Source organism: Gilvimarinus sp. 1_MG-2023 (assembly GCF_030548285.1).
The window spans coordinates 96,266-120,305 of record NZ_JAUOSC010000006.1 but is presented as its reverse complement, the minus strand read 5'-3'; the positions used below and the strand labels follow the sequence as shown (position 1 = coordinate 120,305).

The following is a 24,040-nucleotide window of genomic DNA, read 5'->3' as shown; positions in this document are numbered from 1 at the left end:
AAGACAGAAGCATGGGGGGTATCCCGCTATGACGATCCGTAAACGAGGTGTACAAGCTGCAGTGCCAGATAATATCAAAGCCTTTTTAAATGATATACAGCTATTGGCACTGCACCATATGGAATCCTACGGGTGGCAATTGTGGTTTGTGCGCAGGCCGCTTTTTCAGGTGCCCGTGGCAGTAGTTAAAGACGCAGAAGGCGAGCGTGTAGGCGTGTTAGAAATAGATGGCCAAGTTAACATGCAGCCTGGCTTACAGTTGCGCCCTTAGCGAGTTGCAGGCTAAGGGCGATTGATCAAATCGCTACCACATAAGGTCATCGGGAATAACATAGTCCGCGTAGGGATCGTCTTCATCGGGCGCGTCGGCGGCTTTGCTCGCTTGCGAAATCACTACAGTTTCATCGCGCAAGGCGATTTTCTCGGCAATGACTGCGGGTACCAGTTCGTAATTTTCTTCCAGGCGAACAATAGCCAACAAGCCACGACTTAACTGCTCGACCTGCTGCGCTGAGGCGTAAAGTGATTTCACCGCACTGCCATCGGTAAAATTATAGGCTGTGTCGCCTTTTTTAGGCTGCAAGTTGAGGCTGATTAATTGTTTAATTTGGGCCTGAATGGCTTTTTCCTGCGCCGCGGCGTTGCGCTCGGCGTTTAGCTGACGGTCGCGCTCGGCTTTTTCTTGGCGGGCAAGTTGTGCCGCAGCTTTGGTTTCGTCAATGCTAGGCTCTTTGCTGCGGTGTTGGACGCGCGCTTGTTTGGCTTTCTCCTTTTTGGTCTGCTTGGCTTTTTTGTTGTCGATTAAACCAGCTTTAAGAAGTTGATCTTGCAGGCTGCTCATGGATTCTCCGCATTGAATATCAATTTGGAGCAAAATGTAGCAGATCCCCCGCGCATTGAACAGTATAATGCCCCGCTGGGTGTGCTCTGTATTGGCAGTGGACTCCCCCCATACACACAGCCATAGGTATTGAATTTTGACCGAACACGCCCAGGATAGCTTTTCCACTTTGCCGCTGCGCCCACCTTTGCTGCAAAGCCTAGAGTCACTGGGGTTTGATTCTATGACCCCCATTCAAGCCGAGTCACTGCCCTTAGTGTTGGCAGGTACCGATGTCATCGGCCAGGGTAAAACCGGTTCCGGTAAAACCGCCGCTTTTGCTTTGGGGGTGTTGAATAAATTGGATGTGAAACGCTTCCAGATTCAATCTTTGATTTTATGTCCCACCCGCGAGCTGGCCGACCAGGTAGCCAAAGAGATTCGCCGTCTGGCACGAAATATTCATAACATTAAAGTATTGACCTTGTGCGGTGGTATGCCTTTTGGCCCGCAAATAAACTCTCTGGAGCACGGTGCGCATATCGTGGTGGGGACACCGGGGCGAATAGAAGAGCATGTTCGCAAACAACACCTGCAGCTAGGTAAGGTTACCACCTTGGTGTTGGATGAGGCCGACCGCATGTTGCAAATGGGTTTTCAACAGGCGCTGGATGCGATTATTGGCCAGGTGCCGCAACAGCGCCAAAGCTTATTGTTTAGCGCCACCTACCCCGAGGCGATTGAAGCCATGGCGACGCGCTACATGCGCGAGCCGGTATTTTTGAAAGTGGCCTCCACTCACAATGCCACCAGTATTAAACAGGTTTTTTATTCGGTTAAAAACGATGATCGCTCAGGTGCGGTGAAAACGTTGCTGCTGCATGCCCAGGCGGCATCTGCAGTGATTTTTTGCAACACCAAGCGCGAAGTGAAAGAGCTGGCCGAACTATTGAACGGCGCGGGCTATTGCGCCGCCGCCCTGCATGGTGACTTAGAGCAACGCGATCGCGATCAGGCGTTAGTGCGCTTTGCCAATGGCAGCGTCAATGTGTTGGTAGCCACTGATGTCGCCGCACGCGGTTTGGATGTGGATGATCTGGAGCTGGTGGTTAATTATCAAATTCCGCGTGATCCTGAAGTGTATGTACACCGAATTGGTCGTACCGGCCGGGCTGGAGCCAAGGGACGTTCTTTTACCTTGTGCAGTGATAAAGAGCTGCATAAGTTGGCCGCCCTCGAATCATTACAGGATGATCGCTTTGTGCTGGAGCAATTGCCTAAGGCACCGGCTAAGGTACCCGCCGAGCAAGCGCCAAAGATGGTGACCTTGCAAATAGATGGTGGCAAAAAGCAAAAGGTTCGCCCTGGGGATATCGTTGGCTGCTTAACGGGAGAGGACGGTGTGACTCAAAACGACATCGGTAAAATCAATGTGTTTGATTTCAGTGCTTATGTCGCTGTAGATCGTTCGGTATTTCGCCAAGCACTGAAAAAGATTCAAACCGGTACGTTAAAAGGCCGCCGCTTTCGGGTGCGTTTGCTCGATTAGCCGATAGGTTTAAAGCGCTGAACTAACATCTTTAGCAGTAACGCCAGCACCAAGCCGCCGATAAGCCCGGCAGTGTTGGCGAGCATGTCCCATAAGTCGAAACTGCGCCAAGGTAGGAAGTATTGAATAACTTCTATGCCGGTAGAAAATAGCCACAGGGCGATGGCGCGAGCCCACCAAGAGCTGCGCGGGTAGGCAATACTGATTGAAATTCCCGCGACTAAATAGCCGACAAAATGCATCAGCAAGTCGTTGTAATCGCCCACGACCTGCTGTGGTTGTTTGGCGGTACCGGCCACTACATAAACCGCTAGCATAAACCAGTACTGACCGATTAGGGCAAAACGCCACAGGTTCGCCATCTAGCGCAAAATCAGCATAGACGTTTGGCAGCGGCAGATCATGGCGGTGGTCGTGCTGCCGACAATAAAGTGGCGAATGCGCGAATGGCCGTAGGCCCCCAGTACCAAAAGCTCGATGTTATTTTGGCTTTGATACTCTACTAAAGCGGTTTCTGGGTCGCCGGAGATAATGTGGCTTTCGACGGTTAAACCGGCCTTTACCAATAGCTCGTCTGCCCACTTAAGGGATTCGCGATTGGCGTCCAGATCGGCGCCGACCATCACCAGATGACAGTGGCAGCCTTTAAGCAGAGGGCTGGCGGCAATCATTTCGATGCCTTTGCGAATAGTCGCACTGCCATCGTAGGCAATCATAAGCACCTTGGGTGCGGTAAACTCGGGCTGCACAATTAAAATGGGTTTGTGCATGGCGCGAATGATTTTTTCAATATGGCTGCCGATATGACCATGGGCACTGGCGCTTTCGGCGCCGCGCTTGCCAACCACCAGCAGTCGCGTTTCTTTTTCTAAGTCCATTAATGTATCGGTTAGCTCACCGTGGCGCTGGCGTGTCTCAATCTCTGGCAGACCTGCGGCGGATACTCGCGCTTTGGCGGCGACCAGCAATTGTTTACCTTGCTCCATGGCGATCTTGGCTCGTTTCTCATCGAGCGAGGCCAGCTCTTCGAGCAAAGTCTCTTGCGCGCCAAAACCTAAAGTGCCGGACAAATTTTGCTCGCCCGCACCGTGCACATAATCCAACACATGCAATAAATGGAGGGGGGCAGTTAACTGCTGGGCTGCCCACGCGGCACCGTCACAGACGGATTCGGCGTAGTGTGAGTCGTCGATACAGGCAATAACATTAGCGGCCATAGGGTAACTCCTTGTGATCGATGGCTCAGTGGCCCATCAGCTTTTCAACTTCTTCGGGTTTGTCGTGCACCGCAAAACGGTCCACGAGTGTGGCACTGGCTTTGTTAAGGCCGATTAATTCGACCTCGGTGCCTTCGCGGCGAAATTTCAGAACAACCTTATCCAGTGAGCTGATTGCGGTAATGTCCCAAAAGTGGGCTTTTGATAAGTCGATAGTGACACGTTCAATCGCCTCTTTGAAGTCGAATCCAGCAATAAATTGCTCAGCGGATGAGAAGAAAACCTGGCCGACAACCGTATAGGTGCGGCTACTTCTCTCGGCATTAATGTCTGAGCCCACATATAAAATTTGCCCCACCTTGTGAGCAAAGAATAAGGTGCTAAGCAGAACCCCGAGTAGAACACCCAGCGCTAAGTTATGGGTGGCGACAACCACGGCGACGGTGGCCACCATAACCACCGAGGAGCTTTTGGGGTTGGTTTTAAGGGCTACCAGTGACGACCAACTGAAGGTGCCAATAGACACCATGATCATTACGGCCACCAGCGAGGCCATCGGCATACGCGCGACCCAGTCGCCGAGAAAGACAACCAATATCAGCAAAAACACGCCGGCTACCAGTGTGGATAAACGGGTACGGCCGCCGGATTTTACATTAATGACCGATTGACCAATCATGGCGCAACCGGCCATGCCGCCGAGAAAGCCCGAACCAATATTGGCCACGCCCTGGCTGACACACTCGCGGTTTTTATTGCTATCAGTATCAGTGAGATCATCGACGATTGTCGCTGTCATCATTGACTCCAGCAGGCCGACCACAGCGAGGGTAGCGGAAAAAGGAAAGATGATTTTCAACGTCTCTAAGTTGAGCGGCACATCGGGTAGCAAAAATACTGGCAAACTATCGGGCAGCTCGCCCATATCGCCCACGGTGCGCACGTCAATACCGAAGTAGACGGTGATAAAGGTCAGGCTGACAATACAGACCAGCGGCGATGGAACGGCGCGGGTGATGTAGGGAAATAGGTAAATAATAGCAAGTCCCGCGGCCAGCAATAGGTAAACCGGCACGGTAAAGTTGCCCCCGGTAATTTCGGGCAGCTGGGCCAGAAAAATTAAGATCGCCAGTGCGTTGACGAAGCCGGTCACCACCGAGCGCGACACAAAACGCATCAGGCTGCCGAGCTTTAGCGCACCGGCAATCATTTGCAACACCCCGGTTAACAAGGTGGCCGCCAATAAGTATTCCAGCCCGTGGTCTTTGACCAAATCCACCATCACCAGTGCCATGGCGCCTGTCGCGGCGGAAATCATTGCCGGGCGACCGCCGGTAAAGGCACTGATAAAGGCAATACAGAAGGAGGCGTAGAGCCCGACCTTGGGGTCGACGCCGGCAATAATAGAAAAGGCAATGGCCTCGGGGATCAGCGCCAGAGCCACTACGGCGCCAGAGAGCACATCGCCGCGAATATTGCTGAACCAGACTTCTTTAAGAGAGTTTTGCATAGTTGACTGCCGCCTTGGGCGGGGGTTACCTATATTTGAAACGACTGGGTGGGAGCGGGGCCAAAGGTCGGTGTACTTATTAGCAGAGCTCGCCGAGAAGGCGCAGCATTATACACGGCTTTGACGGTGTTTTCAGAGGTTGTCATGCTCGGCGAGAAGGTCTTCGGCCGCGTATAGATCCTGGGGGGTATTGATATTTGTAAACGGATCGCAGGGCTCGGTGTCAAACTCTACCGCAACATGGGGTCTATCCCGAATCCAGTGCTGCAGCCAAGGCACCTCATTTTGGTCCAGGGTGGCGCTTATTGTGGGTAATAGGTCAGTGTGCCAAAGAGCAAACACAGGGTGCATGCGGCCATCTGAGACGCACACTGCAATTTGACTATCCGCCTCTAGCGCGTCGACTAATGTCGACACCATGTCGCGCGGGAAAAAGGGCGTATCGCAGGCAAAACTTGCCAGCCAATTGCTCTGGGGCTGATGTTCCTGCATCCAGCAAAGCGCGGCGTGGATACCCGCCATAGGGCCGGGAAAATCCCGATATTCGTCTGGGACCACTGCCAAGCGTGTGCGAGCAAAGCGCAGTGCATTGCCGTTGGCGCTCAGCAGTAAGTCGCTAACCTGAGGTTGTGCACGCTCAATGCTGCGGCTAAGCAGGGTTTTATCCCGCAGGGGGAGTAAGCACTTGTCGCCTCCGCCCATGCGTCTTGCCCGGCCTCCGGCCAGTAAAACGCCGGTCGGTAGAATGTTTGCGCTCATGAGACCTCTAGTGTGGATAAGTGCGCCAAGCAGTATACGGGGAACTTATTATTGAGTGTAGCCTTGAACGTGACTTTTTACCTGTGCGGCACTCCACAGGTGGGTAAGTCCAACCAGTGCGCTGCTACGTATCTTTCAATAGCGATCGTTTACGCCGGTAGTGTGTAACCTTACCGTATAATAGAACAGATAAGTGAATAGTTGAGGTAACTATGAGTCATATGTTTGAAGCCAAGCGCCGGGAGTACACACAAGGTGGTTTGCGCCGCACAGGACTGACTGCGTGTCCGTTTGAGCTATTTGCTCGCTGGTTTGATCAAACCGAAGCGGCGGAATTGGTTGATCCCACCGCTATGGTACTGGCGACCGCCGATGCTATGGGGCAGCCGTCGCAGCGTATTGTTTTGCTCAAGCATCTAGATAAAGACGGTTTTGTGTTTTACACCAATCAGGCCAGCCGCAAGGGACGCGAACTGCGTGAGAACCCCAAAGCCAGTTTGTTATTCCCTTGGCATGCGCTGGATCGTCAAGTAAAAGTGGCGGGTAGAGTTGAGTCGGTGAGTCAGCAAATGGCCGCCGACTATTTTGCCTCGCGGCCCCGGCAGAGCCAGTTAGCAGCATGGTCCTCGGCCCAAAGTGAGGTGATAGACTCACGCCAAGTTTTGCTCGACACCTATGAGCGAATGGAAAAAGAATTCGACCAGGTTCAGATTCCCATGCCAGAAAGCTGGGGTGGGTACCGCGTCATTCCTGAGCGCATAGAGTTCTGGCAAGGTGGAGCCTATCGACTACACGATTGTTTCTGCTATATCCGCAGCGATGAGGGCTGGAGCGTTGAGCGACTAGCCCCTTAGTTTGACGTCAGCGTTACGCCGCTTCACTCATGGAGATAATATGCAAGCAATAGCTTATGCTGGCCCAGCAGCCACCGACTTGTACTTGGAGGAGGTGCGCATTCCCGAGCCCGCGGCCGACGAGGTGTTAATCAAAGTAGCGGCAGCAGGGGTCAATCGCCCCGACATTCTACAGCGACAAGGCTTGTATCCACCGCCTCAGGGAGCGTCCGAGCGTTTGGGGTTGGAGGTTGCCGGTGAAATCGTCGCGTGTGGCCGTGGAGGTAGTCACTGGCAGCCAGGGCAGCAGGTGTGTGCACTGGTCAATGGCGGCGGCTACGCTCAATATTGTGTGGCTAAAGCCGCTCAAACACTGCCGGTGCCCGAGGGAATGAGTATTCTCAGCGCCGCTGCCTTACCGGAGACTTTTTTTACCGTTTGGCACAACTTATTTCAGCGCGCGCAGTTGCGCCGTGGCGAGCGGGTTTTAATTCATGGAGGTAGCGGTGGTATTGGCACAACGGCGGTGCAAATGGCTACCGCAATGGGAGCACAAGTGATTACCACGGCGGGTAGTGACGCGAAATGCGACTTGTTGCGTACACTGGGTGCTCAGACCGCAGTGAACTATCGGCGTCAGGATTTCGTCGAAATAACCCGCAACTTGGGCGGCGCCAACGTTATTCTAGATATGCTGGGGGGCGATCATATTGCGCGCAATATTAAAGCGGCGGCGGCCGATGGCCGCATTGTGAATATCGCCTACTTAAAGGGCGCGGTGGTGGAGGTTAATTTTACCCCGGTTATGCTGAAACGTTTGACGCTTACCGGCTCGACGTTGCGCGCGCAAACTGACCGGGCAAAACAAGATATTGCGCAACAACTGCAGGAGCATATTTGGCCGTTATTAGCCGATGGCCTTATCGCCCCGGTTATCCATAAACATTTTAAGCTCGGCGAAGCTGCCCACGCACACAGAGTGATGGAGTCTCGCGAGCATATTGGTAAGTTGGTATTGGTAAATGACGACTGAGACAAACCCTCCTGTGCACAATAAACCTCTGTCCGGTATACGCGTGATTGAGTTCGGCCAGCTGATTGCCGGCCCTTTTGCCGGCTCTCTATTGGCGTACTTCGGCGCGGAGGTGATTAAGATCGAGCCGCCGGGCAAAGGTGACCCTATTCGCGGCTGGCGCGCGGTGGAAAATGGTACTTCGTTTTGGTGGCATTCCATTGGGCGCAATAAAAAAAGTGTGAGTTTAGATTTGCGCACCGAAGCGGGGGCCAAAATTGCCAGGCGTTTAGCAGGCACCGCCGACGTGGTGATTGAAAATTTCCGCCCCGGTGTTATGGAATCCTGGGGCCTGGGGCCAGAGTCGTTAAAAGTGGATAACCCCGATCTTGTCTACGCGCGTATTTCCGGTTATGGCCAAACTGGCCCCTACGCTAATAAGCCCGGCTTTGCTTCTGTATGTGAAGGTATGAGCGGGCTGCGCTATGTCAACGGGCATCCGGGCCAGGCACCAGTGAGGCCTAATTTGAGCATCGGTGATTCCATCGCCGGATTGCACGCAGCCTTTGGCATTGTAATGGCGTTGCTTGGGCGTGAGCGTAAACTCTGTCAGGGGCAGGTGGTCGATGTCGCGCTCTACGAGTCCATTTTCAACCTGATGGAAGCGGTGGTGCCCGAGTACTCGGGTGCCGGAATTGTGCGCGAGCCCTCGGGCACAACCGTGACCGGCATTGTGCCCACCAACACCTATTTGTGCCGCGACGGTAAATACATTGTCATTGGCGGCAATGGCGACTCTATTTTTAAACGATTAATGTGTGCCATTGACCGGGAAGATATGGCCAATGATCCGGCGCTCGCCGACAATGCCGGCCGAGTAGCGCAAGAGCCGTATATCGATTCTGTACTGGCCGATTGGTGTCAAAGCATCGATAGTCTGGCGGCCGTCGCGCAATTAGAGGCGGCTCGGGTACCGGCGGGGCCGATATACAATGTGGCCGATATGTTTGCCGACGAACACTATCAGGCGCGGTCTATGTTCGAGCGGGTGGAAATCGATGGCAAGCCGTTAGATATTCCCGCCATGGCTCCCAAGCTTGAGCAAACCCCCGGCGAAACACTCTGGAGTGGGCCCAGAGTGGGGGAGCATACCCAATCGGTGCTTACCGAGACTTTGGGGTTGTCGGAATCTGAGCTCAATGATTTACGCGGGCAACATATTATCGATTAAGTCGTGTGCACAAATTCCCAGGGCCAAAATTGCTGGTGAAAGAGGCGCACCAGAGCTACAGTGTAGCTTGTAGAAGCGGTTGTTATAGAATAAATATAAACAAATCAACAGCTTACTTTTTATTTGAAAGCTAATACCTGAGACTCTTAATGGGGGCTGCTAGGTTACTAACAGTTAGATCTATGAATAATAACTTCTTGTATAGATATCACCCACTATAACGGCCAAGGATTTTTTTTCGCCAGAGCTTGACAACGTTGTCCATAAAGTAGTTATATTAACTATCACCTAAGAATATATTTTATGAAAGTTAGTAACAACGGTTAATCGAAAAAGGTGACGGAGCGAGGGGTTGTCCTGAAGTAGGGGCAAGCAAAGGTTTTAATAAAGAATAAAAGGAAGGGGCAATAATATGCAATTTCATAAGAAGTTACTCAGTCTGGCAGTGTGCGCAGCAACAGCGGGGGTAGTGCTGCCTGCATACGGGCAAGACGAGGCGGCCGAATCGGAAGACCTAATAGAAGAGGTTGTGGTTCGGGGTATTCGGGTCAGTATTGAAAATGCGCAACAGCGCAAACGTTTTGCTGATACCGTCAAAGATGTCATCACCGCTACGGATATTGGTGCTTTACCAGACAAGTCGGTGACTGAGGCCCTACAGCGTGTGCCGGGCGTGACAATTGAACGCTTTGCCTCTTCCGATGACCCCAAACACTACGCCGATGAGGGGACAGGCGTGCTGGTACGCGGTTTGGATCGCGTTCGCTCAGAGGTTAACGGTCGCGATGCATTCAGTGCGAACCCCTATGGCGGTTTAAATTACGAAGACTTTCCGGCCGAATTATTGTCAGCGGTGGAGGTGGTAAAGAACCAAACAGCTGACCTTATCTCTGGTGGTATTGCCGGTACGGTAAATTTGATTTCACGTAAGCCTTTCGATTCCGAAGAGCAGATGATTTCATTTAACGCTAAAGTTAATTACGGTGATTTTCGCGAAGAGGCGACGCCGTCTTTCTCAGCACTTTTTTCCGATACCTGGGAAACAGAGGCCGGTAAATTTGGCTTTCTGTTGGCTGGCTCTTTTTCCGAGTATCAAACCCGTGGTGATGGTATTGGTTTAGGTAATTTTCATTCCCGAGGAATCGATGATACCCCGCCGGCCAGTTGGGATCACTGGGGTGGTATGGTATCCGAGCCGGGTAAGGTAGCCGGTTGGTGGGACAGCCCGTGCATGGATTGGAATGGTAATAACGCTTGGACGTGGTTTCCTGAATGTTCTGGCCCGACCGCAAATCTAATCACCGAAGACGAAGCGCATCAATCCCCTTACGATGGTCCAGGCTTGGAAGGACAGCCTGAGGGCACAACTTGGTATGCCCCAGCGCAATATCACATTAGCACCGCTCAAAATGATCGTGAGCGCACAGGTATTACTACCTCGTTACAGTGGGCAAATACCGATGAAACAATAGTTGCTACCTTAGAGCATATTAATTCTGAGGCAACTCTAGAGTGGGATGAACGGCGGATTAGCCAAGCCGCTCAAGGTTTTAAATCTTGGATGGGGCGCAGCCATAACTGGGAAGGGGACCCTGAAAACGGTCACCCACTTACTATCGATGATGAAGGGTTTTTAACCTCCGGTATTGGTCTTGGGGTCGAGCCCGAAGTCCCTTTGATGTATATCACGCGCTGGAACTATCAGGAAAATACGGTTGAGGATACCTCATTCAATTTGGCTTTAACCCCGAATGATCGATTGTCAATTGAGCTTGATTACCAGCACATTGAATCGGAGCAATTAGTTCACAACTACAGTTTGTCTGCACGTACAGCCGGCAGCGTGGTAAATCAGTTGCTGCCTTTTTACTTGGATCTGCGATCTGACCTCCCAACCATTGAATATTTAAACGACGATCTGGATCTGTATGGTTGGATCGAAGAGGGCGTACACCCCGCCGTATTTATGGGGTCGGGCATGCAGCAAGAAGAGCTTAATACGGCGGAATCAGATAGCTTTAAAGTTGACGCCACTTATGAGTTTGATGGTGTGTTCTCTGCAATTAAAGCCGGTGCGTATTATTCCGATAAGGAGTTAGTGGTGCGCAATACCGAATACTCGGCATGGCAGCCTATCTCAACCCCTTGGGTGGCCGAGCAACGTGTAGAGTCGGCATCCGCACTGCGCCCCGACTTGTATGATCAGATAGATCTTTCGGATTATTATCACGGCGATGTGTTGCAAGGCGATGTGCAATCGTTCTTATTCCCTGATTTAGACTTGGTGAAAAACTACGCCAATACACTGCGCAATGCATGCGACGAGGGTTGGTCAACTCAGGGCGACGAGGCGGGTAATGCGGCCGATGGTAGTGGCGGTTGCGCTCTACCTTATTCAGATATGGAAGGTCGTATAGATGGCGCATTTGCGGCGCATGATATCAGTAAGGCAAAGGAAGAGCGTGCCGAATTCTATCTGCGCGGTGATTTCGATTTTGACAGCGTCGGTATTCCGTTGAAGGGTAATTTGGGTCTGCGTTATGTCAGTTATCAATTGGAATCCACCGGTTATCTGGTGCTACCAGACAGCGCCAGTCGCGGCAGTGCTCAAACGGCTGAGTATCTAGAGGATGAATACAAATCGATTTATGATTTGGCCAATGGTGAGTCTATGCAGAGCACCGTTGAGGGTACTGACTACGATACATTGTTGCCAAGTTTGAACTTAAGTTATGGTCTTACCGAAGACATCGTGATTCGCTTTGGTGCCTCTAAAGGTCTGTACTTTCCAAGCCTCGTGGATACTCGTAACCGTGCAATTGTCGAGTTAACAGTTGACCCCTATTTGCAAGATGAGTCTCTACCGCAAGACAGCGAAACCAATCCGGTGCTTGGCATTGATAGTGTCGCGCTCAACGCCGATGCGAGTAACCCGTACCTGGAGCCGGAAGAATCCATTAACTTGGATTTGACCACAGAATGGTATTTTGCACCTGCGGGCTCATTGACAGTTGGGGTCTTTCATAAAGAGTTAGATAATATTATTCGCAGCCGTCAGTTTGATATGAATATTGAACACGCTGGAACACTTCATGCGGTGTCGGCTTACGGTCCTGCCAATACAGGCTCGGGTAATATCCGCGGTGTGGAATTTTCTTACTCACAATTTTATGATTTCCTGCCGGGTGTGCTAAGCGGTTTGGGGCTGCAGTTTAACTATACCTATATTGATCAAGAGGGTTTAGAAGATCCAACCAGCGCACCGCCACAAAGCAGTCGTTTTGATGCAGGAGGCACCCCTGAAGATGCAGCCACGGTTGATGAACGCAATACATTCCGTGTTTTCAGTGGGCTGCCATTACAAGGTTACTCCGATGAAAATTTAAATATTGTCGGTATGTATGAGTATGAAGATATATCTTTTAGATTGGCCTACACATGGCGCTCTGAGTATCTGTTAACGACTCGCGAATCGGAAGATTTTGCGCCGGTATACACAGAGGACTCTGGCATGATGGATGCCAGCTTGTACTATACAATTAACGACAATATCAAAGTGGGTATTGAAGGCAGTAACTTGTTAGGAGAAGAGACCAAAACACAATACCAATTCAATCAGCAAGGAGATAGAACTCAAGCCCTTAGTTTTACCACCGATCGTCGCTATGCACTGAGTGTCCGCGCGACTTTCTAAACCGTTTATATGTGGTAAATGGACCTCAAAACGCGCAGCATATGCTGCGCGTTTTTTATTGTCGGCAGGTTAATGTATGCTCGTAATCAGGTGGTGGTTGACGAGTTTGAGGTAAAGTGGTTATGCAAAACAAAAAAATTGCGATCGTGGGCGGTGGCACGGCCGGCTGGTTGGCGGCAAACCATATGGGGCTAGAGCTTGGCACCCGAGAGGGCGTCAGTATTACGGTGATCGAATCTCCCGATATACCCACTATCGGTGTCGGCGAGGGAACTGTCGCTGTGATTCGCAATAGCCTTGAGAAGCTGGGCATTAGTGAAGCGCAATTATTATTGCGCTGCCAAACGACGTTAAAGATGGGGATTAAGTTCGTGGATTGGCTGGCGCCCAAATCAGAGCGCACCGATAACTTTTTTTATCACCCCTTTGACCCACCGTACCCTGCCGGGGTCGATGCCACCGATTACTGGCTTGATAAAGGCAAAACTGGATTTTCACAATTAACCAAGTCCTACCGACTGGCTGAAAAGAACTTAAGCCCCAAGTTAAGGGGGGCAAAACCCTACCGGGGTGAGGTAGGTTATGCCTATCACTTTGATGCGAGAAAATTTGCCGAATTGTTGGCCGAGAATGCCAGAAAACGATTCGGTATTCACTACCAACAGCAAACTGTTACCTCGGCCAACTTGGATGAGAAAGGCTATATTCAATCGCTTAATTATGCCGATGGAAATTGTGAAAGTTTTGATTTTTACGTCGACTGCAGTGGCTTTTCATCGCTCATTCTCGGCCAAACTCTGGAAGTGCCCTGGGTGGATAAAAGCGAGCAAATATTGCCGGACCAAGCGCTTGCCCTGCAAGTGCCTACCGCACCCGAGGCGGATCTCGCTCCATACACGACTGCCACAGCACACAGCGCAGGCTGGATTTGGGATATACCACTCACCACAAGGCGCGGAACTGGGTTTGTTTATTCCTCGTCGCATATGACTGAGCAGCAAGCCGTCGCAGATTTTGCTCGCTATCACGGTGAAGACTTTAACGAAAATTACCTGCGAAAAATTCCGATGAAAACCGGTTACCGTCGATCTTTTTGGCAAAAAAATTGTGTGGCGCTAGGGTTGGCGCAAGGCTTCGTCGAGCCATTGGAAGCAACGTCTATAGTGATTACCGATTACTGCGCCGCCCTGATCGCGCGATTGTTGCCAGAGCGGCAAGAAGACATGCCAGCACGCTCACAACAAGTTAATCGGCGAGTGGAGTACATTTGGGAGCGCGTGATTGACTTTATCCAGCTGCACTATTGCATTTCAGATCGCAGAGACAGCAACTTTTGGCGAGACTGCACCGACCGGGCGGTCATGTCGGATGTCTTGCAAGAAAGATTGGCGTTGTGGGAAACCTATACCCCAATGCTGTATGACTTTTCGGCTGATATCGAATTTTTTCAACGCGAAAGCTATCTTTGCATACTTTATGGCATGGAATATTCTACACGCCCAGTGGGGCGTCTCAGTGACTACGATGTCTTCGTGGAGTCTAAAATAAGGGAGCATGCCCACACGGTCGATCAACTGGAGCGCTCATTAATTGGTCAGCGTCAATGGCTTAATGAGCTATATGCATACGCCGCTCATGCCCAAAAAACATCGTAACGCGTTAGAATAGAGTGTGGCCCACAGGACTCATCCGAGGGCCTTAACGCAAGAGTACAGTTATCGTGCAGATTAGTCCCGGCCTATACCGCCATTATAAAGGCGGTGAGTATTTTGTTTACCGCATTGCCACCCACAGTGAGACGAATGAGAGCTTAGTTGTTTATCGCTGCTTGTATGGAGACTTCTCTTGGTGGGTGCGCCCACTTACGATGTTTACCGAGTCGGTTACGCTGGAGGCTGGCCAGCAGCCGCGTTTTGCTTTTGTCTGCCCGATGAGTGTGAACGAGGCCGAGCGCCGTGCCTCAGGTGAAAGCCTTGAGGTACAGGCGTCGGCGGAGGATGCGCGCTTTATGGCGGAGGCCATCAAGCTTGCCGAACGCGCCTCGGATAACGACGAAGTGCCCGTGGGAGCGGTGGTGGTTCAAGATGGCCAAATTGTCGGGCGCGGGTATAACCGGCCTATTGGCGGTTGCGATCCGACCGCCCACGCCGAAATGATGGCGCTGCGCGAGGCGGCCCGCCATCTGCAAAATTATCGCCTCAATGATTGCACTTTATATGTCACTTTAGAGCCCTGCACCATGTGTGTGGGCGCGATGGTGCACTCACGTATTGGCCGGCTTGTATTCGGTGCCAATGAACCTAAAGCCGGTGTGGTACAAAGCCAGGCGCAACTGCTGGAGGCGCCGCATTTTAACCATCAGATTTGTGTCACCCCAGGGGTAGAACGCGCGGCTTGTCAGGCTCAGTTGCAAGGCTTTTTTAAACGCCGCCGAGCTGAAAAAAAGCGCGACGGCGCAGATAAACTCGATTAAAGGTTCGGGCTAATACTTTCTTGATGCGGCTCCCCCACATCATTAATAGGGGCAGCACCTATACGGCTGATCGTACGCGCCGGGGGCACACCCACCGGGTTACAGTTTTTGAGCGTCACCCGGCCTTGCAAGACATTACCTTTGGAGTATTCCGAAAAGTGGCAGGTATTGGTTTTGGGGTCGTAGTTTTCCACCCATAAATGGTCGTCTTTCCAGGTGGTGGCGATATGCTGCTGGCCATCGGGCACTTTAATCGTCATCACTCCGCCGTAACGCTTTACAAAGAGTTGTTCAAAGTGAAAATAATAGGCGGCCCAGCCACCGATAAAAATCACAAGTGCACCAATAATCGCGCTGCGCCAGAAGTTGTTTTTGCCCAGAAAAATAAGTACCAGCATCGCTAAAGTAATCACGACACCCCAGTAGAGGTAGGTAACCATAGGTAGATCCTTTGCAAAAGAATGAGTGTTGCGTGCGAGCCTAGAGGTTGTCGGTTTGGTTTTACAAAACGGACATAGGCATTAAAGCGGAATCATCAGGTTCTTCCGGCAACTCGGGGGTGTCTATATTATCGGAACCTGCGGCCATGGCTAGGCGACGCTGTTCTTGTTGGTCGTGCCAGGCAATGATGTCGCGATATTTGAAAATATTATTAGCGTACTTTACAGGTTCCCAGCCCCGGGCGTAACCATATTTTAGGCCGCTGTAATATTTGCGTTTGGCCAGTTTGGGCAAGTGCTTTTGTACATCTTCCCATAGGTCAGGGTTGTCCCCCAGGTGCTGAGTAAGGCGACGGGCATCTTCTAAATGGCCCATACCTACGTTGTAAGCGGCTAGTGCCAGCAATGTGCGATCAGGCTCACTGATACGGGCGGGAATGCGCTCGTAAAGTGATTTTAAATAACGGGCACCGCCGCGAATACTCTGCTCTGGGTCAAGTCGGTTTTTAATTCCCAGCTCGCGCGCTGTAGTCAGAGTCAGCATCATTAAACCGCGCACCCCGGTGTGCGAACGAGCTGATGGGTCCCAGTGGGATTCTTGATAGCTCATGGCCGCCAGCAATTGCCAGCTTAGCCCAGTTTCTTCAGCCACTGCCTGCATGGTGTCTTGCCACTGCGGCAGGCGACTTTCCAAACGATGGGTAAAGAGTAAGGCGCCACTGGTGCTGACCCGATCGGTGGTGTCAAAGTATTCATAAGCAAGTGCTTCGAGTTGGTCGTTCTCCTCCAGCATTTGCAAATAAGCTTGAGCTTGGTCGAGCAGTGAGCGATCCGCTTGGCGAGTAAAAGCCCACCCCAGTTGCTCTGCCTCGCCGAGTTCAAAAGCTAGCTGTGCTTTGGGAAAAGTCTGGGCATTAATAGCGTAGGCGTTAGAGTCGACAATGGCGTAATCGATTTCACCCCGGTGCACCATCTCCAATAAGTCGATCATCTCCAGGCTGCTTTGCTCGCGCCAACTAAGCTCGGGATATTCTGCCTGTAGCTCGCGCAGTCGCTCCACATGGGAGGAGCCTCCGATCACCAATAAGTCGCCATCTAAATCGGCGATGGATTTAGGTTTGGGAGCTCCACGGCGGTAGATCAATTGTTGTGTGACTTCGAGGTAGGGCTGGGTAAATAGCACTTTGCGAGCGCGTTGAGGGGTAATGCTGAGCCCGGCGGCGGCTAAATTCGCTTGGCCGGCTTCTATACGGCGCAACATGTTGGCGAGGCTCGCCTCGTCGAGGAGCTCGAGCTCAACGCCAAGGTAGTCCGCAAAGCCTTGCAGCAACGCGTACTCAAAGCCGGTTTTACCGTGGGGCCCCTCGTAATAAGTGGTGGGCCCATTGCGCGATAATACCTTGAGCGTACCGGTCTGTAATACTTGCTCCAGCACTGTGGGCGGGCGACTGGCGCCAAGCATGGAGCAAAGCATGATCAGTAGAGTGCTAAATAAAAGCCGACGCGCTCTTATGTGCGCGGGGTTAAGCCGCGCGGGAAGAGTATCAATATAATGTCTAACGGCAGCTAACAGCATGCAAAACAGCCTTCCGGGCATTACCGGCCAAGTGATCAGGGCTCTGACAACGTCAGAACCATATCATTCCAAGGTAACAATGCGCTTAGTGTGCAAAATTTGCGCAATTCTACCCATTATGAGTGTGATGTACCAGCTTGAATCGGGCTCACTTTTCTAGTAGGGCTGTTTAAATTTTAGTCGAAAGTAGCGTCTGCGTCTTAAATCAAATGGCAGTAAGCAACTCCATATTAAACAGGTTTTGGTTATGGCAGGCCTGATCGCGCTGGTAAGAGGGGAAAAAGGTTAGGTATTTAATGGGTGAAAGCTGCCAATGTTGATCAATTCAAGTACAATGTCGGCCCTCTCAAGGCTGCCCCCCCAGCTTGAGCCGACAACGGACTGACGTTGGCAACGGATGTTAATTAGGGCAGCACTATGTGTACACAACACCACCTGCAAGCTTGAGGTTGCTACTCACTATGCAAATACTGCCCGGTGCACCCGCACTTTCACCTTTTCGTACTCAAAAATTGCTCACCAGCCTGCAAAGCGTTGCGCCCGGTGTGACAGGCGTTGCCGCTGAGTTTACCCATTTTGCCGATTTGGCAGCCCCGCTCAGCGATACCGAGCTAGAGGTGCTGGGTCAACTGTTAGCTTACGGCCCGCGTATGGATGAGGTGTCCCACAGCGGTGAATTATTCTTAGTAGTGCCGCGCTTCGGCACGATTTCGCCTTGGTCATCCAAAGCCACCGATATTGCCCATAACAGCGGCTTGATGAGCGTTAATCGCCTCGAGCGCGGTGTCAGTTATCACCTGCAGGGCAGCATTGAAAGTTCACAGCGAGCTGCGGTGATTGCATTGCTGCACGACCGAATGGTCGAGACGGTGCTGACCGACTCGGCACTGGCCAGCGGCTTGTTCGATCACGCAGAGCCTGCCGAGCAAACTCGGGTGGATATCTTGGCGGGCGGTCGCGATGCGCTTGCCGCTGCCAACCGCGAGCTGGGCTTAGCCTTAGCCGATGATGAAATTGACTATCTGGTGGAAAACTTCCAAAAGCTGGGGCGCAACCCCGTGGATGTGGAGCTGATGATGTTTGCTCAGGCCAACTCTGAGCACTGTCGGCATAAAATCTTTAATGCCAGCTGGACCTTGGATGGCGAAGAGCAGCCGCGCAGCTTGTTTAAAATGATCAAAAATACCTTTGAGTGCGGTGGCGAAGGCGTTGTGTCGGCTTATGCCGATAACGCGGCGGTGGTTACCGGACCCGAAGCGGGGCGCTTTTACCCCGACCCCGACAGCGGTGAATACCGTTACAGCACAGAAAATATCAACTTGTTGATGAAGGTAGAGACCCACAATCACCCCACAGCCATTTCTCCTTTTGCCGGCGCCGGTACCGGTGCCGGTGGTGAAATTCGCGATGAAGGTGCGGTGGGACGCGGTTCTAAGCCAAAGGTAGGTCTTAATGGGTTTACCGTCTCTAACCTTAATATCCCTTCATTTATTCAGCCCTGGGAGCAGGATTACGGCAAACCGGACCGCATTGTCAGTGCGCTGGATATTATGCTTGAAGGCCCCATTGGCGGCGCCGCATTTAACAATGAATTTGGTCGCCCCAATATCTGCGGTTACTTCCGCACCTTTGAAGAAGATTATGACGGCGAGCGCCGCGGCTATCATAAGCCGATTATGCTGGCCGGTGGTTACGGCAATATTCGCAGTGAGCACGTAGACAAACCCCCATTTGAGCCCGGCTGCAAGCTGGTCGTGTTGGGCGGCCCGGCCATGTTGATTGGTTTGGGCGGCGGCGCCGCCTCGTCCATGGACTCGGGCAGCTCGTCAGAGGACCTGGATTTCGCCTCGGTGCAACGCCAGAACCCGGAAATCGAGCGTCGCAGTCAGGAAGTTATCGACCGTTGTTGGCAGCTGGGTGAACAAAACCCCATTGCCTTTATTCACGATGTGGGTGCCGGTGGTTTGTCCAACGCCTTCCCAGAGCTGGTCAAAGACGGTGGTTGCGGTGGTCGATTTGAGCTGCGCGACGTACCTAACGATGAGCCGAGCATGAGCCCGCTGGCGATTTGGTGTAACGAGTCGCAAGAGCGCTATGTGTTGGCGATTGCCCCTGAGAACCTAGCCCGCTTCGAGGCCATGTGCGCCCGCGAGCGCGCGCCTTATGCGGTGGTAGGTGAAAGTACCAGCGAGCAACATCTACTGGTCAACGACAAACACTTCGACGCCAAGCCGGTCGATTTGCCGATGTCACTGCTGTTCGGCAAGCCACCTAAAATGCACCGCGAGGCCGAGCGTTACAATCCGGCCACCGAAGCGTTTAATACCGCCGATATCAATATTAATGATGCGGCCGAGCGTGTACTGAAACATCCGACAGTGGCAAGCAAGAGCTTTTTGATCACCATCGGCGACCGCTCGGTTACCGGTCAAGTAGTGCGTGATCAAATGGTTGGTCCTTGGCAAATACCGGTAGCCGACTGCGCCATTACCACCGTGAGTTACGACACCAATCTCGGTGAGGCCATGAGTATCGGTGAGCGAACTCCCACCGCATTGCTCAATGCACCGGCATCAGGTCGCATGGCGATCGGTGAAGCGCTCACCAATATTGCCTGCGCTCCGATTGCGGATATTAAAGACATTAAACTGTCGGCCAACTGGATGTGTGCGGCCGGCCACAAAGGCGAAGATGAAAAGCTGTATCGCACGGTAGAAGCCGTGGGTATGGAGCTTTGTCCCGCTCTGGGTCTAACCATTCCGGTGGGCAAAGACTCCATGTCAATGCGCACCGCTTGGCAAGACGAAGGTACGGATAAAGCCGTGACGGCGCCTTTGTCGCTGATTATCTCGGCCTTTACCCCTGTGTCCGATGTGCGCAAAGCGGTGACGCCGCAGTTGCGCACCGATCAGGGTGAAACTGAACTGTTATTGATTGACCTGGGCGCCGGACAAAACCGTTTGGGCGGCTCGATATTGGCGCAAACCTACAATCAGCTGGGTGAAGATCCGGCCGATGTCGATGACGCCGAGCGATTAAAGGGCTTCTTTGAGGCGATGCAAAAAGCATTGGCGGACGAGCTAGTCATTGCCTACCACGACCGTTCCGATGGCGGCTTGTTGGCTACTCTGGCAGAAATGATGTTTGCCGGGCACTGTGGGCTCGATGCTAACCTCGATGGTTTGGGGGAATGCCCACTGGCAGCGTTGTTTAACGAAGAGCTGGGCGCGGTTCTGCAAGTGGCTAAGGCCAATACCGACAAGGTTAAAGCCCTGCTGGCCGATGCCGGGTTGGCGCAGTGCACACATTCTATTGGCTCGTTAAACGACGATGATTGGCTGCGAATTGCCCACAATGGCGAACAAGTTATTGATCAATCGCGGGTGATTTTGCAAAGCCTGTGGAGCGAAACCAGCTACCAACTGCAATCGCTGCGCGATAACCCAGACTGCGCGCGCCAAGAGTTTGAAAGCATTATGGCGGCCGACCCGGGTTTATCGGCCAAGCTTACCTACGATATTAACCAAGATGTCGCCGCACCTTATATCAACACCGGTGAGCGCCCGCGCTTAGCCGTACTGCGCGAGCAAGGTGTGAATGGCCATGTGGAAATGGCAGCGGCTTTTGATCGCGCCGGTTTTAATGCAGTCGATGTGCACATGAGCGACTTGTTGGCCGGTCGCGTTAGCTTAGAAACCTTTAAAGGGTTGGTCGCCTGTGGTGGCTTCTCCTACGGTGATGTTCTCGGCGCCGGTGAAGGCTGGGCCAAAACGGTACTGTTTAATAATCAGGTGCGCGATCAGTTCCAGCAGTTCTTCCACCGCGACGATACCTTCAGCTTGGGTGTTTGCAACGGTTGTCAGATGATGTCCAACCTCAAGGGGCTGATTCCCGGCGCCGACCACTGGCCGCGTTTTGTACGCAATTTGTCAGAACAATTTGAAGCGCGCGTATCACTGGTGAAAATCGAGCAGTCACCCTCGGTGTTGTTTAGCGGTATGGCCGGTTCCCACTTACCAGTGGCTGTTGCCCACGGTGAAGGTCGCGCTGAGTTTGCCGATAATGCAGCCATGAGCGGGTGTGATACCAGCGGCAAAGTAGCCATGCGTTACCTGGACAACAGCCTGGCGGTCACCGAGCAATATCCGGCTAACCCTAACGGTTCGCCTTTGGGGATAACCAGTGTGACCAGCGACGATGGTCGCGCCACCATTATGATGCCGCACCCTGAGCGGGTCTTCCGTGCGGTGACCAACTCCTGGCGCCCAGACGACTGGCAAGAAGACGGCGCCTGGCTGCGTTTATTCCGCAACGCGCGGGTATTTGTCGATTAGTCGTGTCGCAAGCATAAAAAAAACGGGCCCAGGCGGCCCGTTTTTTTTGGTCATATTTCCGCAGCTCTCAAGGTTGCACTAATCTCTCCGGTTTTCTCTGAGTGGCCCCTCAGCCTGCAATTTTTCGCGCTTTTCGACTTAGCGCATGGCGCCTTCCTGAACCATACTGACTCTGATGGGCTTGGCCTTAATGGATATAGGTTCAGGCTATTAGGCTGGTTGGTAATTAAAATTTAATTAATGGCTGCCACAGTTTTATAGTTTATCCAATGACTGAATAAACCCCCAATTGGAATTAGGAGAAAAATGATGAGTGCAACCAACGCCCCGGGCCAAGGTGGATGCCCCGTAATGCACGGCTCACGGACCAAACTTTCAAGCGAGCGTATCGGCAATGATCACTGGTGGCCGAATCAGCTGAACCTGAATATCCTGCATCAAAACCACCCGGCGGCCAATCCGCTGGGGGAGTCTTTTGATTACGCTAAAGCGTTTAGCGAGCTGGATTTACCCGCCGTTAAAGCCGATATCGAAGCGCTGTTAAAAGATTCGCAAGATTGGTGGCCGGCCGATTACGGTCACTATGGCCCCTTTATGATTCGTATGGCCTGGCACAGTGCGGGCACCTACCGTATGGGCGATGGCCGCGGCGGCGCGCGCACGGGTACCCAGCGCTTTGCCCCTCTCAACAGCTGGCCCGATAACGGCAACCTGGATAAGGCGCGCCGTTTGTTGTGGCCCATCAAGAAAAAATATGGCAACCAGCTTTCTTGGGCTGACTTAATTATTTTAACCGGTAATGTCGCGCTGGAGTCTATGGGCTTTGAAACCTTCGGCTTTGCCGGTGGCCGGGAAGACGTGTATCAGCCCGAAGAGGACATCTACTGGGGCGCCGAAAAAGAGTGGCTGGCCACCAGCGATAAAGAAGGCAGCCGCTACAGTGGCGAGCGCAATTTGGAAAATCCACTGGCCGCCGTGCAAATGGGCCTGATTTATGTCAACCCAGAGGGGCCAGACGGCAATCCAGACCCTCTGGCATCGGCGCGCGATATTCGCGAAACCTTCAGCCGAATGGCGATGGACGATTACGAAACCGTTGCCCTAACCGCCGGCGGCCACACCTTCGGTAAAACTCACGGTGCGGGCGACGCCGCGCATGTTGGAACGGATCCAGAGGCCTCCCCCATGGAGCAAATGGGGCTCGGTTGGATTAGCACCCATGGCAGCGGTAAGGGGCGTGACACCATTACCAGTGGCCTGGAAGGCGCCTGGACGCCCACGCCCACACAGTGGGATATGAGCTACTTCGATGTGTTGTTCGGTTACGACTGGAAATTGGCAAAAAGCCCCGCCGGCGCGCATATCTGGGTGCCTGAAAATCTGGCCGAAAAAGACCATGCACCGGATGCCGAAGATACCAATAAGCGGGTCGGTATTATGATGTCCACGGCGGATATGGCGATGCGTGAAGACCCGGAGTATCGCAAAATCTCCGAGCACTTCCACCAAAACCCGGACGAATTTGCCGACGCCTTTGCCCGCGCCTGGTTCAAATTAACCCACCGCGATATGGGGCCAAAAGCGCGCTACCTTGGGCCCGAAGTGCCGGCGGAAGATTTAATTTGGCAAGACCCTGTTCCCGAGGTTGATTATGAGCCGGTGAATGATGCCGATGTGGCCGAACTGAAAAAACAAATATTGGCTTCAGGGTTGAGTGTTAGCGAGTTGGTGTACACCGCTTGGTCATCTGCCTCTACCTTCCGTAGCTCAGATATGCGCGGTGGTGCTAACGGTGCGCGAATTCGTCTGGCGCCGCAAAAAGATTGGGCCGTAAACCAGCCCGAGCAATTGGCAAACGTGCTTAATGTATTGGCGGGCATTCAGTCGAGCTTTAACTCCGGCTCTAAACAAGTGTCTATGGCTGACTTAATTGTTTTAGGTGGTGTGGCTGCGATTGAAAAAGCCGCAAGCGATGCCGGCCTTAGCGTGAATGTGCCCTTTAATCCGGGGCGGGTCGATACCACAGACGAGCTGACTGATGCCGAATCATTCCAACCGCTGGAGCCGGAGGCCGATGGCTTTCGCAACTACAGTCGCACCCGTTTCACCACATCGCCGGAAGAAATGCTGGTGGATAAAGCCCAGCTGCTGGGCTTGAGTGCGCCGGAAATGACAGCATTAGTGGGCGGTATGCGCGTACTGGGTGGCAATTATCAAGGCTCAGAGCACGGTGTATTTACCGATAATCCCGGAACCTTGAGTAACGACTTTTTCGTCAACCTGACCGACATCAATACCGAGTGGAAACCCACTGCCGAAGAAGGTATTTACCAAGGCCGGGATATGGCATCCGGCCAGGTTAAGTGGACGGGCACACGGGTCGACTTAGTGTTTGGCTCTAACTCAGTACTGCGCGCCTTAGCTGAGGTTTATGCGCAAGACGATGCCAAAGAGCGTTTTGCACAGGATTTTGTAAACGCCTGGGCAAAGGTGATGGACGCCGACCGGTTTGATCTGAACTAAAAGTTTTTGGCCACAAAGAAACAAAAAAAGCGCTCTTTTGAGCGCTTTTTTTGTGCTTGAATATAAGTG

The 24,040-nt window shown here is 52.5% G+C and carries 17 protein-coding genes; 10 read left to right on the top strand and 7 right to left on the bottom strand.

The features are described from left to right. The first annotated feature begins 28 nt into the window (after positions 1 to 28). Positions 29 to 271: a hypothetical protein gene (locus tag Q4563_RS09305; protein ID WP_215975121.1), complete on the top strand. Its 243-nt coding sequence runs from the start codon at positions 29 to 31 to the stop codon at positions 269 to 271. Between the two features lie 33 nt (positions 272 to 304). On the opposite strand, the gene Q4563_RS09300 is transcribed toward Q4563_RS09305, so the two are convergent. After that, positions 305 to 841, bottom strand: a complete 537-nt coding sequence (locus tag Q4563_RS09300) for a DUF2058 domain-containing protein (protein ID WP_215975122.1) — start codon at positions 839 to 841, stop codon at positions 305 to 307. Between the two features lie 136 nt (positions 842 to 977). Between Q4563_RS09300 and dbpA the strand changes: the two genes are divergently transcribed. Beyond that, a complete protein-coding gene (gene dbpA / locus Q4563_RS09295; protein ID WP_303604341.1) occupies positions 978 to 2,369 on the top strand; it encodes an ATP-dependent RNA helicase DbpA in 1,392 nt (463 codons plus the stop codon). On the opposite strand, the gene Q4563_RS09290 is transcribed toward dbpA, so the two are convergent. The 4 genes from Q4563_RS09290 to mobA form a co-directional block, all read right to left on the bottom strand. After that, positions 2,366 to 2,731 (bottom strand): VanZ family protein, encoded by a 366-nt coding sequence (locus tag Q4563_RS09290; protein ID WP_215975124.1) that lies wholly within the window; start codon positions 2,729 to 2,731, stop codon positions 2,366 to 2,368. The genes dbpA and Q4563_RS09290 overlap by 4 nt on opposite strands. Next, positions 2,732 to 3,586: a universal stress protein gene (locus Q4563_RS09285; protein ID WP_303604340.1), complete on the bottom strand. Its 855-nt coding sequence runs from the start codon at positions 3,584 to 3,586 to the stop codon at positions 2,732 to 2,734. A gap of 25 nt (positions 3,587 to 3,611) precedes the next feature. Continuing rightward, positions 3,612 to 5,096 carry a SulP family inorganic anion transporter gene (locus tag Q4563_RS09280; protein ID WP_215975126.1) on the bottom strand — a complete coding sequence of 495 codons (1,485 nt, stop codon included), beginning with the start codon at positions 5,094 to 5,096 and terminating at the stop codon, positions 3,612 to 3,614. Positions 5,097 to 5,228: 132 nt separating this feature from the next. Continuing rightward, the gene (gene mobA / locus Q4563_RS09275) at positions 5,229 to 5,855 is read right to left on the bottom strand and encodes a molybdenum cofactor guanylyltransferase MobA (RefSeq protein ID WP_215975127.1); all 627 of its coding nucleotides are present in this window, start codon (positions 5,853 to 5,855) and stop codon (positions 5,229 to 5,231) included. Positions 5,856 to 6,067: 212 nt separating this feature from the next. On the opposite strand from mobA, the gene pdxH reads away from it, so the two are divergent. The 6 genes from pdxH (at position 6,068) to tadA (ending at position 15,098) form a co-directional block, all read left to right on the top strand. Further along, positions 6,068 to 6,709, top strand: coding sequence for a pyridoxamine 5'-phosphate oxidase (pdxH, locus tag Q4563_RS09270; RefSeq protein ID WP_215975128.1), 642 nt, complete (start codon positions 6,068 to 6,070; stop codon positions 6,707 to 6,709). 40 nt (positions 6,710 to 6,749) lie between these two features. Beyond that, complete coding sequence (locus Q4563_RS09265; RefSeq protein WP_303604339.1) at positions 6,750 to 7,721, top strand: NAD(P)H-quinone oxidoreductase; 972 nt, start codon at positions 6,750 to 6,752, stop codon at positions 7,719 to 7,721. Beyond that, positions 7,711 to 8,931, top strand: a complete 1,221-nt coding sequence (locus tag Q4563_RS09260; RefSeq protein WP_303604338.1) for a CaiB/BaiF CoA transferase family protein — start codon at positions 7,711 to 7,713, stop codon at positions 8,929 to 8,931. The genes Q4563_RS09265 and Q4563_RS09260 overlap by 11 nt, the downstream gene beginning before the upstream one ends. Positions 8,932 to 9,343: 412 nt before the next feature. Next, positions 9,344 to 12,625, top strand: coding sequence for a TonB-dependent receptor (locus tag Q4563_RS09255; RefSeq protein WP_215975131.1), 3,282 nt, complete (start codon positions 9,344 to 9,346; stop codon positions 12,623 to 12,625). A 122-nt stretch (positions 12,626 to 12,747) separates the two neighbouring features. Next, positions 12,748 to 14,280, top strand: coding sequence for a tryptophan halogenase family protein (locus Q4563_RS09250; protein ID WP_303604337.1), 1,533 nt, complete (start codon positions 12,748 to 12,750; stop codon positions 14,278 to 14,280). Between the two features lie 65 nt (positions 14,281 to 14,345). Then, entirely contained in the window at positions 14,346 to 15,098 is a 753-nt protein-coding gene (gene tadA, locus Q4563_RS09240; protein WP_442903749.1) for a tRNA adenosine(34) deaminase TadA, read from the top strand. Here tadA and Q4563_RS09235 read toward each other — a convergent pair. Both Q4563_RS09235 and mltF read right to left on the bottom strand, forming a co-directional pair. After that, complete coding sequence (locus Q4563_RS09235) at positions 15,095 to 15,538, bottom strand: hypothetical protein (RefSeq protein ID WP_303604336.1); 444 nt, start codon at positions 15,536 to 15,538, stop codon at positions 15,095 to 15,097. The two genes, tadA and Q4563_RS09235, sit on opposite strands and share 4 nt — an antisense overlap. A 61-nt stretch (positions 15,539 to 15,599) precedes the next feature. Next, positions 15,600 to 17,114: a membrane-bound lytic murein transglycosylase MltF gene (gene mltF / locus Q4563_RS09230; protein ID WP_303604335.1), complete on the bottom strand. Its 1,515-nt coding sequence runs from the start codon at positions 17,112 to 17,114 to the stop codon at positions 15,600 to 15,602. 461 nt (positions 17,115 to 17,575) lie between these two features. On the opposite strand from mltF, the gene purL reads away from it, so the two are divergent. Then, entirely contained in the window at positions 17,576 to 21,448 is a 3,873-nt protein-coding gene (purL, locus tag Q4563_RS09225) for a phosphoribosylformylglycinamidine synthase (RefSeq protein ID WP_303604334.1), read from the top strand. 309 nt (positions 21,449 to 21,757) lie between these two features. After that, positions 21,758 to 23,971, top strand: coding sequence for a catalase/peroxidase HPI (gene katG / locus Q4563_RS09220; RefSeq protein ID WP_303604333.1), 2,214 nt, complete (start codon positions 21,758 to 21,760; stop codon positions 23,969 to 23,971). Positions 23,972 to 24,040: the final 69 nt, after the last annotated feature.

Excerpts from the sequence above, each read along its gene's own strand:
- Q4563_RS09235 (WP_303604336.1), bottom strand. The coding sequence starts at position 15,538 with ATGGTTACCTACCTCTACTGGGGTGTCGTGATTACTTTAGCGATGCTG.
- Q4563_RS09300 (WP_215975122.1), bottom strand. The coding sequence starts at position 841 with ATGAGCAGCCTGCAAGATCAACTTCTTAAAGCTGGTTTAATCGACAAC.
- Q4563_RS09305 (WP_215975121.1), top strand. The coding sequence starts at position 29 with ATGACGATCCGTAAACGAGGTGTACAAGCTGCAGTGCCAGATAATATC.
- mobA (WP_215975127.1), bottom strand. The coding sequence starts at position 5,855 with ATGAGCGCAAACATTCTACCGACCGGCGTTTTACTGGCCGGAGGCCGG.
- Q4563_RS09260 (WP_303604338.1), top strand. The coding sequence starts at position 7,711 with ATGACGACTGAGACAAACCCTCCTGTGCACAATAAACCTCTGTCCGGT.
- purL (WP_303604334.1), top strand. The coding sequence starts at position 17,576 with ATGCAAATACTGCCCGGTGCACCCGCACTTTCACCTTTTCGTACTCAA.
- Q4563_RS09285 (WP_303604340.1), bottom strand. The coding sequence starts at position 3,586 with ATGGCCGCTAATGTTATTGCCTGTATCGACGACTCACACTACGCCGAA.
- Q4563_RS09250 (WP_303604337.1), top strand. The coding sequence starts at position 12,748 with ATGCAAAACAAAAAAATTGCGATCGTGGGCGGTGGCACGGCCGGCTGG.
- Q4563_RS09290 (WP_215975124.1), bottom strand. The coding sequence starts at position 2,731 with ATGGCGAACCTGTGGCGTTTTGCCCTAATCGGTCAGTACTGGTTTATG.
- Q4563_RS09265 (WP_303604339.1), top strand. The coding sequence starts at position 6,750 with ATGCAAGCAATAGCTTATGCTGGCCCAGCAGCCACCGACTTGTACTTG.
- katG (WP_303604333.1), top strand. The coding sequence starts at position 21,758 with ATGAGTGCAACCAACGCCCCGGGCCAAGGTGGATGCCCCGTAATGCAC.
- pdxH (WP_215975128.1), top strand. The coding sequence starts at position 6,068 with ATGAGTCATATGTTTGAAGCCAAGCGCCGGGAGTACACACAAGGTGGT.
- Q4563_RS09255 (WP_215975131.1), top strand. The coding sequence starts at position 9,344 with ATGCAATTTCATAAGAAGTTACTCAGTCTGGCAGTGTGCGCAGCAACA.
- Q4563_RS09280 (WP_215975126.1), bottom strand. The coding sequence starts at position 5,096 with ATGCAAAACTCTCTTAAAGAAGTCTGGTTCAGCAATATTCGCGGCGAT.
- mltF (WP_303604335.1), bottom strand. The coding sequence starts at position 17,114 with ATGCTGTTAGCTGCCGTTAGACATTATATTGATACTCTTCCCGCGCGG.